11 protein-coding genes are annotated in these 12,272 nt (G+C 43.5%); 10 read left to right on the forward strand and 1 reads right to left on the reverse strand.

Features of this window, described 5'->3' with window-relative positions; genetic code table 11:
* Positions 1–10: 10 nt before the first annotated feature.
* From pstC to hemN, 10 genes are all read left to right on the forward strand, one after another.
* Positions 11–967 (forward strand): phosphate ABC transporter permease PstC, encoded by a 957-nt coding sequence (gene pstC, locus J6836_RS18690; RefSeq protein ID WP_219245364.1) that lies wholly within the window; start codon positions 11–13, stop codon positions 965–967.
* Position 968: 1 nt separating this feature from the next.
* On the forward strand, positions 969–1,850 hold the full coding sequence (pstA, locus tag J6836_RS18695) for a phosphate ABC transporter permease PstA (RefSeq protein WP_374445521.1): 882 nt from the start codon (positions 969–971) through the stop codon (positions 1,848–1,850).
* Between the two features lie 37 nt (positions 1,851–1,887).
* The gene (gene pstB, locus J6836_RS18700; protein ID WP_219245365.1) at positions 1,888–2,664 is read left to right on the forward strand and encodes a phosphate ABC transporter ATP-binding protein PstB; all 777 of its coding nucleotides are present in this window, start codon (positions 1,888–1,890) and stop codon (positions 2,662–2,664) included.
* Between the two features lie 13 nt (positions 2,665–2,677).
* The gene (gene phoU / locus J6836_RS18705; RefSeq protein WP_206084968.1) at positions 2,678–3,388 is read left to right on the forward strand and encodes a phosphate signaling complex protein PhoU; all 711 of its coding nucleotides are present in this window, start codon (positions 2,678–2,680) and stop codon (positions 3,386–3,388) included.
* Between the two features lie 545 nt (positions 3,389–3,933).
* Positions 3,934–4,773 carry an ABC transporter substrate-binding protein gene (locus J6836_RS18710; protein ID WP_219245366.1) on the forward strand — a complete coding sequence of 280 codons (840 nt, stop codon included), beginning with the start codon at positions 3,934–3,936 and terminating at the stop codon, positions 4,771–4,773.
* Positions 4,774–4,884: 111 nt separating this feature from the next.
* Positions 4,885–5,637 (forward strand): amino acid ABC transporter permease, encoded by a 753-nt coding sequence (locus J6836_RS18715; protein WP_219245367.1) that lies wholly within the window; start codon positions 4,885–4,887, stop codon positions 5,635–5,637.
* 1 nt (position 5,638) lies between these two features.
* Positions 5,639–6,391 carry an amino acid ABC transporter permease gene (locus J6836_RS18720; protein WP_219245368.1) on the forward strand — a complete coding sequence of 251 codons (753 nt, stop codon included), beginning with the start codon at positions 5,639–5,641 and terminating at the stop codon, positions 6,389–6,391.
* A 182-nt stretch (positions 6,392–6,573) separates the two neighbouring features.
* Positions 6,574–7,908 carry an NCS2 family permease gene (locus J6836_RS18725; protein WP_219245369.1) on the forward strand — a complete coding sequence of 445 codons (1,335 nt, stop codon included), beginning with the start codon at positions 6,574–6,576 and terminating at the stop codon, positions 7,906–7,908.
* A gap of 395 nt (positions 7,909–8,303) precedes the next feature.
* Positions 8,304–8,822 (forward strand): Der GTPase-activating protein YihI, encoded by a 519-nt coding sequence (yihI, locus tag J6836_RS18730; RefSeq protein WP_219245370.1) that lies wholly within the window; start codon positions 8,304–8,306, stop codon positions 8,820–8,822.
* A 604-nt stretch (positions 8,823–9,426) separates the two neighbouring features.
* Complete coding sequence (gene hemN, locus J6836_RS18735) at positions 9,427–10,800, forward strand: oxygen-independent coproporphyrinogen III oxidase (RefSeq protein ID WP_219245371.1); 1,374 nt, start codon at positions 9,427–9,429, stop codon at positions 10,798–10,800.
* A 269-nt stretch (positions 10,801–11,069) separates the two neighbouring features.
* Here the strand turns inward: hemN and ampC are convergent, their stop codons facing one another.
* Positions 11,070–12,209, reverse strand: coding sequence for a class C beta-lactamase (ampC, locus tag J6836_RS18740; RefSeq protein ID WP_425299643.1), 1,140 nt, complete (start codon positions 12,207–12,209; stop codon positions 11,070–11,072).
* Positions 12,210–12,272 lie beyond the last annotated feature (63 nt).

Consider the following 12,272-nt stretch of genomic DNA (forward strand, 5'->3'; position numbering starts at 1 on the left):
AACAAAGCGCATGGCCGAAAAAACAACGGCATTTAGAGCTCCCAGCAAATCAGGTGATGTAATTTTTGGTGCACTGGTAAAGATTGCCGCGCTAATCACTTTGTTAATGCTCGGTGGCATCATTATTTCCCTTATTTTTGCGTCTTGGCCAAGTATGCAGAAGTTTGGGTTTTCGTTTTTATGGACCAAAGAGTGGGATGCACCAGCGGAACAGTTTGGTGCCCTTGTGCCGATTTACGGCACCATTGTAACCTCGTTAATCGCCCTGATTATCGCGGTGCCTGTCAGTTTTGGTATTGCACTGTTCTTAACGGAACTCGCACCAAATTGGCTAAAACGTCCATTAGGGATTGCTATTGAATTACTTGCCGCCATTCCCAGTATTGTTTACGGGATGTGGGGCTTATTCGTTTTCGCACCACTTTTTGCAGAATACTTCCAAGAGCCGGTCGGCAATGTGATGTCGAGTATTCCGATTGTCGGTGAATTATTTTCAGGCCCTGCATTCGGGATTGGTATTTTAGCGGCGGGGATTATCCTCGCGATTATGATTATTCCTTACATTGCGTCTGTGATGCGTGATGTGTTTGAACAAACCCCGGTGATGATGAAAGAGTCAGCCTACGGAATTGGTTGTACCACGTGGGAAGTGATTTGGAACATTGTACTGCCGTATACCCGAAATGGGGTAATAGGTGGGGTGATGTTAGGGTTAGGCCGTGCATTGGGTGAAACCATGGCGGTAACTTTTGTGATTGGTAATACCTACCAACTCGATAGCGTATCCCTCTTCATGCCAGGGAATAGTATTACCTCTGCGTTGGCAAATGAGTTTGCGGAAGCAGAAAGCGGCTTACATACCTCCGCACTGATGGAACTTGGGCTTATCCTGTTTGTTATCACGTTCATTGTGTTGGCAATTTCCAAGTTGATGGTAATGCGTCTTGCGAAGAATGAGGGCCGTTAATATGTCTGAATCTCAACCTTTTATCGTCAATGAGAAAGAACGCGCCCGCCGTCAAGCATGGCGCCGCCAAGTGAATAGAATGGCGCTGTTTGTCTCAATGCTGACCATGGCATTTGGGTTGTTCTGGCTAGTGTGGATTTTATTTTCGACGGTGACCAAAGGGATTGACGGCATGTCCCTCAACCTGTTTACCGAAATGACCCCGCCACCAAATACCGAAGGTGGTGGTTTAGCGAATGCGATCGTCGGAAGTGGTTTATTAATTTTATGGGCAACCGTGATTGGAACGCCTTTAGGGATTTTAGCGGGGATTTACTTGGCGGAATATGGCCGTAAGTCATGGTTAGCGTCTGTAACCCGCTTTATTAATGACATTTTGTTATCAGCACCATCTATCGTTGTTGGCTTGTTTGTGTACACCATCGTGGTGGCACAAATGCAGCACTTCTCCGGATGGGCTGGGGTGATTGCACTGGCATTGCTGCAAATTCCAATTGTTATTCGTACCACTGAAAACATGCTGAAATTGGTACCGGATAGCTTGCGTGAAGCGGCTTATGCTCTTGGAACGCCAAAATGGAAAATGATTTTATCCATTACATTAAAAGCATCAGTATCCGGGATTATTACAGGGATTTTACTGGCAATTGCACGTATCGCGGGGGAAACCGCACCACTTCTGTTTACTTCACTGTCGAACCAGTTCTGGAGTACAGATATGAGCGAGCCAATTGCTAACTTACCTGTGACTATTTTCAAATTCGCAATGAGTCCATTCTCCGAATGGCAAGAGCTTGCATGGGCTGGGGTGCTGTTGATTACCCTGTGTGTCCTGCTTATTAACATCATTGCCCGCGTTGTGTTTGCACAGAAAAAACACTAAGCGCCCGGATAAATAAAGATTTAGAGAGAAAGTAACCATGATTAATGCAAACGAAATTGCGAACAGTAAAATTAAAGTCCGTGACCTCAACTTCTATTATGGCAAGTTTCACGCACTGAAAAATATCTCTTTAGACATTGAGAAAAACAAAGTTACGGCGTTTATCGGCCCATCGGGTTGCGGTAAATCCACGTTATTACGCACGTTCAATAAAATGTATGAGCTGTACGGCGAACAACACGCACAAGGCGAAATCTTACTGGATGGTCAAAACATTCTGACGGACAAACAAGATATCGCATTATTACGTGCAAAAGTGGGCATGGTGTTCCAAAAACCAACGCCATTCCCAATGTCTATCTACGACAACATCGCGTTTGGCGTGCGTTTGTTTGAAAAACTGTCTCGTGTAGAAATGGATGAGCGTGTGCAATGGGCGTTAACCAAAGCAGCACTGTGGAATGAAACTAAAGACAAACTGCACCAAAGCGGTTACAGCTTGTCGGGTGGTCAGCAACAGCGCCTGTGTATTGCGCGTGGTATTGCTATTCGTCCCGAAGTGTTATTGCTGGATGAGCCTTGTTCAGCTTTGGACCCTATTTCCACGGGTCGCATTGAAGAGTTAATCAGTGAATTAAAATCAGAGTATACCGTCGTGATTGTTACCCACAACATGCAACAAGCGGCACGCTGTTCTGATTACACAGCATTTATGTATTTAGGTGAATTGGTTGAGTTTAATCATACCGATAAGATGTTCACCACCCCAGAAATGAAGCAAACTGAAGATTATATTACTGGCCGCTACGGTTGATATGGAGCCGACGATGGATACGCTGAATCACAACAAACATATATCTGGGCAGTTCAATGCGGAACTGGAACATATCCATACTGAATTAATGACAATGGGAGGGCTGGTCGAAGAACAGCTCACCAAAGCCATCACGGCAATGCATAATCAGGATGAAGCTCTAGCGCGTGAAGTTATCGAAAATGACCACAAAGTCAATATGATGGAAGTGGCTATTGATGAAGAGTGCGTCAAAATTATTGCCAAGCGCCAGCCAACGGCGAGTGACTTGCGACTGATTATGTCAATTTCCAAAACCATTGCGGAATTGGAACGTATCGGTGACGTTGCCGATAAAATCTGTCAAACCGCATTGGAGAAATTTTCGCAGCAACATCAGCCACTTCTAGTTAGTTTAGAATCACTAGGTCGCCACACAGTGCAAATGCTGCATGATGTGCTGGATGCGTTTGCGCGTATGGATCTCGAAGAAGCCATCCGTATTTACCGCGAAGACGAAAAAGTGGATCAAGAGTACGAAGGTATTGTGCGTCAACTAATGACCTACATGATGGAAGACCCACGTACCATTCCAAGTGTGTTAACAGCGCTGTTCTGCGCACGCTCAATCGAGCGTATCGGTGACCGCTGCCAAAATATCTGTGAGTTTATTTTCTACTATGTGAAGGGGCAGGATTTCCGTCATGTGGGTGGGGATAATTTAGAAAAAATGCTCACCAAATAAATTTTCGTCATCCTTCGTGCTGTGGCGGTGTTGGCTTCATTCGGCTACTTGGGTCACATACTTATGTATGCTCCCCAAGCTATCCTCATTTTGCCGCCTAGCCACAACACGAATGATTTAGAAAATTAAATGGTTGTTATCCTTCATGCGGTGGCGGTGTTGGCTTCATTCGGCTACTTGGGTCACATACTCATGTATGCTCCTAGGGATAACTGTGTTTGCCGCCTTGCTACAACACGAACTATTTAGAGCATTGATACATTTGAACAGTTATTTCCTTAATAACTATTGGTGTATATTTTTAGGTACAATGTATCTAAAAATTTAGCTTAAGGTTTTTATACAGACTTTCTTCTTGCTCGATAAGAGTCTATTGATGGTGAAAGCCATATTCGGGGGCCTTTGTTATAGAGTTTGCCCCTTTTTTGTACTTTCTTATATTCCATTTGGTTATAAATATATTATTTAATATTATTTCAAGTGCTAAGAGATAGTTGATAGCGTGTGGTGGTCGATTTACATAAATTTACCACTAGGGGTATTCAATGAAAGCTCGTATTCTGACGACTGTTTTACTTACAGGTTTGGCGCTGACAGCGAATGTCGCTAGCGCAGATAAATTAGATGATATTAAACAAGCGGGTGTGATCCGCATCTCCGTATTTGATAGCAACCCACCGTTTGGTTTTATTGATCCACAGACTAAAAAATTAGCGGGTTATGACGTTGATATCGCGCAAGAAATTGCAGATAGCTTAGGGGTGAAACTTGAACTGCGTCCAACAAACCCTGCAAACCGTATTCCACTGCTGACCTCGGGTAAAGTTGACCTGATTGGGGCGAACTTCACCATTACCGATGAGCGTGCAAAACAGGTTGATTTCTCCATCCCTGATTTCGCCACAGGGCAAAAATTTATTGCTCGTAAAGGCGTGTTAAAAACCCCTGATGACATCAAACCACTGCGCATTGGTGCTGATAAAGGAACGGTGCAGGAAGTCACGCTGCGTGAACGTTTCCCAGATACCAAAGTGATTTCTTATGACGATACCCCGCAAGCATTTGCTGCGCTGCGTAATGGTAACGTCCAAGCGATTACCCAAGACGATGCAAAACTGGTTGGCTTATTAGGTAATTTGCCAGAAAAAGTAAAAGTAGATTTTGAAATTTCACCATTTAGTTTAACCAAAGAGTACCAAGCTCTGGCTGCCAGCAAAGGCGAAACGCGTTTAGTTGAAAACGTGAATGAAACTCTGCTGAAACTGGAAAAAGACGGTAAAGCCGAGGTGATTTATAACCGTTGGTTTGGTCCAGACACCAAAGCTGCCCAACCACGCGGTGACTTTAAATTTGCCCCACTGAGCGAACAACAACCACAGTCTTAATCGATAGTGGCAAGAATTAAGTGATTTGAAACCCTGCACTGTGTGCGGGGTTCTTGGTTATACGGGGTGAGCTTTTTAGTCACAGGATGTGAAAGAAATAGGTCGTGAACTATGTTTGAGAAATTTGTCAGCGGTGATTTTTGGTCTGCGCATTTATTAGCGCCACAGTACCTTGAATGGTTCGGCTATGGTTTTGTTTTAACAGTCTGGATCTCGATTTGCACCATTATTGCTGCCACCTTTTTAGGCTTTTTAGTTGCATCAGCAAAGGATAGCCAGATTGCCCCTCTACGCTGGGGAGTGAGCATCTATATTTCTATTTTTAGAAACACGCCTTTGTTGGTGCAGTTATTTTTCTGGTATTTCGCCTCGGGGGAAATTCTCCCTTCTGCGGCGATGGAATGGCTAAATACACCCCATGAAATCAACGTATTTGGGCTCACTGTAGGTTGGCCTTCTTTTGAATTTTTAGCTGGTTTTATTGGGTTAACGCTATACACCGTTCCCTTTATTGCAGAAGAAATTCGCGCGGGGATCCGAGGGGTACGCCAAGGGCAAAAATATGCCGCGTTTGCGCTGGGGCTGACTTCGTGGCAAGCGATGAAATTAGTGGTATTGCCTCAAGCGGTCAAAATCGCCATGCCGCCGTTACTTGGTCAGTATATGAACGTGGTGAAAAACTCGTCATTAACCATGGCGATTGGCGTCGCGGAGCTCTCTTATGTGTCTCGCCAAGTGGATAGCCAAACCTTACAAACCTTCACTGCATTTGGGGTAGCAACAGTGCTGTATATCGCCATTATTGCGTTGATGGAAGGCTGGGGACAATGGCGGTTGCAACGTAACTTGGCTCAGGGGGTGTAACATGGATTTTTCAGTAATCGAACAAAATTGGCAATATTTACTGTTTGGGACTTTCCCTGATGGCCCATTAGAAGGGGCAGCGTTGACACTGGTGATTAGCTTGTTGGCAGGGGCGGCATCCATTGTCTTGGGTACATTAGGCGGTATTGCATTAGCTATGTTACGCGGTTTTTGGGTTAACCTATTTGCGGCAGTTTTAGGCTTTTTCCGTGCAATTCCTGTCATTATGTTAATTTTTTGGACCTATTTCTTGCTGCCAATTTTATTAGGCACAGAGATCCCCGGGATCACCACGGTGGTCTGTGCACTCGCCTTGATCACCTCTGCTTACTTAGCCCATGCTGTAAAAGCAGGGATCTTAGCGATAGGCGCAGGGCAATGGCAGGCAGGCTTGTCCCTTGGTTTCAACCGCTGGCAGGTACTGTGGAACATCGTTTTACCCCAAGCATTGCGTATGATGGTGCCGTCGTTTATCAACCAATGGGTGGCGTTGATTAAAGACACTTCATTAGCCTATGTTGTGGGTGTGGCTGAGCTTTCTTTCTTGGCTACTCAAGTGAATAACCGTGAAATGGTATACCCGCTGGAAGTTTTCTTATTCGTGGCGTTTATCTATTTTGTGATGTGTTTTGCGGTGGAAATTATTGCCAATGTGGTGGCGAAAAAACTCAGTACGCAAAATGACCCGCACAAATTGGCAGCAAAACGCAGCTTATTATTTTGGCGTAGGCAAAAACTACTGGCGCTATCCTAAATTTTGATGGCGGTTTTCATACCGCCATCCTTTCAAATCTCATTTTAATTCTTTTTCATAATTCATCGCGTTGTATCAGTTAGTTAGGACATTTTGCCTGTTGAATTTCACGCAATCGTTTTCTTTTGCGATTTTTAATTGTAGTATAGGGCGAAAAAAACTTTTTTTGGGCGCGATATCTAATGAGTAATCAATCTTCTAGCTCGGCACAACCGCAGAGCTTGTTTCAGCGTGTTTTTAAATTACAAGAACACGGTACAACCGCACGAACTGAAGTTGTCGCTGGCTTCACGACCTTCCTGACGATGGTGTATATCGTCTTTGTTAACCCACAAATTTTGTCAATTGCAGGCATGGATATCAAAGCGGTGTTCGTTACCACTTGTTTGATTGCGGCTATCGGCAGTATTTTGATGGGCTTACTGGCTAACTTACCGATTGCGGTCGCACCAGCGATGGGGCTGAATGCCTTCTTTGCATTTGTGGTGGTTGGCGCGATGGGTTATTCATGGCAAGTGGCTATGGGCGCTGTTTTCTGGGGCGCAGTTGGCTTGTTTATCCTGACATTATTCCGCATTCGTTACTGGATTATTGCTAATATCCCACTGAGTTTACGTGTGGGGATCACCAGTGGTATCGGTTTATTTATCGCGATGATGGGGCTGAAAAACTCTGGTATTATCGTGGCAAACCCAGACACATTGGTGTCTATCGGTAACTTAACGCACCATAACGTGTGGTTAGGGGCGCTGGGCTTCTTTATTATTGCTATCTTAGCGGCGCGTAATATCCATGCGGCCGTGTTAGTGTCTATTGCCGTGACTACCTTAATTGGTCTGGCTCTGGGGGATGTGCAATACACGGGCATTTTCTCTATTCCACCAAGTATCACTAGCGTAGTAGGGCAAGTGGACTTCTCGGGCTCATTAGATTTAGCGTTATCTGGCGTGATTTTTGCCTTTATGTTAGTCAACTTATTTGACTCATCGGGCACTATGATTGGTGTGACAGACAAAGCTGGCATCACCAATGAACGCGGAACATTCCCGCGCATGAAGCAAGCCCTATATGTCGATAGCTTAAGCTCAGTCGCTGGCTCGGCAATGGGAACCTCATCGGTAACGGCATATATTGAAAGCTCTTCAGGGGTGTCAGTCGGTGGGCGTACAGGGTTAACTGCTGTCGTTGTTGGTATCTTATTCCTATTGACCATGTTTATCTCTCCACTTGCGGGTATGGTTCCAGCTTATGCAACCGCGGGTGCATTGATTTACGTGGGCGTGTTAATGACATCAAGCCTGACTCGCGTGAAATGGGATGACTTAACGGAATCTGTCCCTGCATTTATTACCGCAGTGATGATGCCATTTAGCTTCTCGATTACCGAAGGGATTGCGTTAGGGTTTATTGCGTACTGTGCGATGAAAATCGGGACAGGGCGCTGGCGTGATCTGGGTCTATGCGTGATTTTAGTGGCGGCGATGTTCCTGCTTAAAATGATTTTAGTCGACGCCTAAAATGTTCTTCATACTTCAAGCTGTGGCGTGAATGCTCGTCATATTTTGCGCCGTAGCGGTGTTGGCTGCGGTTGCTAACCCTAGTCACATACTTATGTATGCTCCTAGGGATTAGCAACTCTTGCCGCCTTGCTACAGCACAAACTATTTAGAGCATTGGAGCACTAGCTCTTCCCATATTATGAACTGTGGCAGTGGACTATTGATTTTTCCTTTCTGAATGACTTCTTATCCTCTACATGCAACTCGAATTATTTAAGGTATAATCAATAAAGTACTGTTGCGAAGGCAGGGTGGAATAAAAAATCCGCTGAAATTGCAAACTAGTGCTTTCCCCCTTTATGGGATCCTGCTAGATTTCGCAGCAGAAACTGACTTTATCAAGGTATCAGACCATGAATGCACCAAAAAAACCGGCAGCTAAGCCAAAGAAAAAATACCGTAAAACCAAAGAAGAATTAAACGCGGAAGGCCGTGAACGTAAACGCGAGAAAAAACATCGTGGGAATAAGTCAGGTAGCCGTAATCAAGATTCATCATCGAATAATCAAAAGAGTGGACAGAATTCGTTAGTTGACCCACGTTTGGGCAGCAAAAAGCCGATCCCTTTAATTATCGATGAAAAACAAGTGTCTAAGCCTGTTGTTGAGAAAAAACAGCCAGTCGTTAAAGAAAAACTGACGCCTGAAAAAGAGTTAGAGCAGTTAGAAAGCGATGATCGCTTAGATAGCTTATTAGCGCGCCTAGAAGATGGCGAAACGGTTAATGCAGAAGAGCAAAAATACATCAATACCTGTTTAGACCGTATTGATGAACTGATGAATATCTTAGGCATTGAATATGCTGAAGAAGAAGAAGAGGAAGAAGACGAAGATAAATTAGATGACATCATGCGCATCTTAAAAAGCAAATAACTTCGTTTAACCATCCCTCGTGTAAGCGGGGGATGAGTCTGTTTTTTTCTACAAACTCACTTTTCTTTGATGTTGCATCAAGTCTCTTTTCTCTAACATATTTATAATACTCGTCATATTTAAAGCTGCAGCGTTGTTGGCTACACTCATTCGCACTAGTTATATACTATGATACTCCTAGGGGCTGTTTATCTTTGATTGTCAATTTTTATTCGAATTAAAGCCATTTTAGGCAAGGCGAGAGGTTCACCGCCTAGTGAACTAGGCAAGAGCCTCTCAACACAGCATCAAATGAGTGAAACGTGCTTTAATCGAACCCGCAGGGCAGCGTTTAAGCACAATAGTTAACGTAGATAATAGTCAGTCATCTTGATTGACACATTTATCATTGTTTTAATTGTTTTTTGACCTTTTTTAGCGGTAAAAATCAGCAGCAAAGATAAACAGCCCCTAGCGACTCATTCACTTGCCGCCTAGCCGCAACTTGAAATATTTAGAGTCTATAACGTTATGTATGCAATAAAATTTCACACTACCGAATAACAAATTAAATAAGATACAACCTGTTGTAATGGTTTGAGCTTTTGGTCAATTGAGGAATGTTATGTCAGAGCAAAATATTGTTTGGGATCTTTCTCTCATTCAGAAATACAATTATTCAGGGCCGCGATATACGTCATATCCAACCGCCTTGGAATTTAATCAAGACTATGATGAACAAGCGTTTATTAGCGCGACAGCGCGTTATCCTGAACGCCCTTTGTCCCTGTATGTGCACATTCCTTTTTGCCATAAACTCTGCTATTTCTGTGGCTGTAATAAATTAGTTACCCGTCAAAAACATAAGGCGGATGAATATTTAAAAGTTATTGAAAAAGAAATTATTCAACGAGCATCTTTATTAAAAAACCGCACGGTCACGCAAATGCATTGGGGCGGCGGTACACCGACTTATCTTGATAAAGCCCAAGTTAGCCATTTAGTTGGCTTATTGAAAAAACATTTTCATTTTGCTGATGATGTGGAAATGTCCATTGAAGTTGACCCGCGTGAAATCGAACTCGATATGATTGACCACTTACGCCATGAAGGCTTCAACCGCCTAAGCATGGGCGTGCAGGATTTCAATAAAGAAGTGCAGGTATTGGTAAATCGCGAACAAGATGAAGACTTCATTTTTGCCTTAATTAAACGCGCGAAAGAAACTGGCTTTACATCAACCAGTATTGACCTGATTTATGGTTTACCAAAACAGACCCCCGAAAGCTTTGCCTTTACATTGAAAAAAGTCGCAGAGCTATCACCTGACCGCTTAAGCGTATTTAATTATGCTCACTTACCAAATTTATTTGCTGCGCAGCGCAAAATCAAAGATGCAGATTTGCCGAGTGCAGAGCAAAAACTCGATATCTTACAAGACACAATTGCGACACTAACCAAAGGTGGCTATCAGTTTATCGGGATGGATCACTTTGCTCGCCCTGAAGATGAGCTGGCAGTCGCGCAGCGTGAGGGAATTTTGCACCGTAATTTCCAAGGTTACACCACCCAAGGGGATTGCGACCTGCTAGGTTTAGGCGTTTCGGCAATCAGCATGTTAGGTGATAACTACGCGCAGAACCAAAAAGACTTAAAAACCTATTATGCGCAGGTGGAAGAACAAGGGCATGCCCTATGGCGTGGCTTGGTCCTAACCAATGATGACTGCTTGCGCCGTGATGTGATAAAAACCTTAATCTGTAATTTTCAACTGGATTTTGCACAAATAGAAGCTCTATACCCGATTGATTTTAAATCTTATTTTAAAGAAGATTTGGAATTATTGAAGCCAATGGCGGAAGATGGGCTGGTGGAAATCTCAGACAAAGGTATCAAAGTGACTCCGCAAGGGCGCTTGTTGATCCGTAATGTGTGTATGTGTTTTGATGTGTATTTGCGGGGGCAGATGAGGCAGAGGCAGTTTTCCCGTGTTATCTAAATACTCGTCATATTTCGCCCTGTCGCGTTGTTGGCTGCGTTCGCTAACCCTAGTCACATACTTTATGTATGCTCCTAGGGCTTAGCTTCTCTTGCCGCCTAGCGGCAGAACGAACTATTTAGAGTATTGAATGCTCGTCATATTTCGCCCTGTCGCGTTGTTGGCTGCGTTCGCTAACCCTAGTCACATACTTTATGTATGCTCCTAGGGCTTAGCTTCTCTTGCCGCCTAGCGACAGAACGAACTATTTAACACATTGAATGCTGGTATCAATTCTGGTTATCAATCTTTTCAATTAGCTGATAAGTAGCATTAATGCGGTCAGGGATTGGATACCATTTATTGGCAAGGAGCACCACCGCGACTTGCTCTTCAGGGATAAATACTGCGTAGGTGGCAAAGCCATTGGTTGAGCCTGTTTTATTATAAAAAGCACGGGTTTCTGGTGGTAATGCGGGTTGAATAGCGTCCACTTTTTGTGGCTGCAATGCCATTTCATCGCGGTTGCCTTGCTGTAATTGCGAAAGCGATACTGGCCATGGATAGCTTTCCCACATCATATCTTGCACAAATGAATCGGTTAAATATAACCCTGTATGGGTATCTTCCACCGCTTCTTGCCACGGTTTTGCCACTTTTACCGTTTGCATATTAATTTCAAGAAAACGAATTAAATCCTTCGCATTTGATTTCAAACCATAAGCTTGTGCATCTAAAATTTGCGGGGTAACTCGAACAGGTTGGTCTTTTTTATTGTAGCCTTGCGCATAATTTTTTTGCTGGTTCTTTGGCACATGAATGTACGTGTGCTTGAGTCCAAGGGAAGGCAGCATCAATTTTTCCATGGCTTGTTCGAAAGGCATTTTTAACTGTTTTGCTGTCACAATACCTAATAAACCTGTCCCTAAATTAGAATATGAACGAAACTGACCAATTGCTTTTTCAGGGATCCAATTTTGGTAATAACGGGTTAATTCCGTTGAATTTGTAATCGTATCAGGAACAAACAAGGATAAACCTGATGTATGGGTTGCAAGGTTCATTACCGTGATATGGTCAAATGCAGAGCCTTTTAATTCAGGTATATAGTGGCTCACTTTTTGTGAAAAATCTAATTTACCCTGTACTTGTGCATAGGCAGCCAAAGTCGCGGTGAAGGTTTTAGACAAAGAGCCAATTTCAAACAATGTGTTGTCATTTACAGGTTCTTGGTTTTGCTTGGATTGTACGCCATAGTGGTAAATATAGTGTTTGCCCTCCATGGAGATTGCAACAGACATCCCCGGAATACCTTGCTTTTTCATCAACGGTTTAATGATGTTATCGACATCCTGTTGGCTTAACGCGTTGGCTGAAAGAGTCGTAAAAGCCAAACTAAGAGCGACAAAAATCCGCCCCTGACGAAAAATATTTTTCATAGAGTTGTCCAATTAAATAAAAGTTTAAGTTATTGCTAACTGATTTTGAAAAGT

Source organism: Providencia sp. R33 (genome assembly GCF_019343475.1).
Taxonomy (GTDB): Bacteria; Pseudomonadota; Gammaproteobacteria; order Enterobacterales; family Enterobacteriaceae; genus Providencia.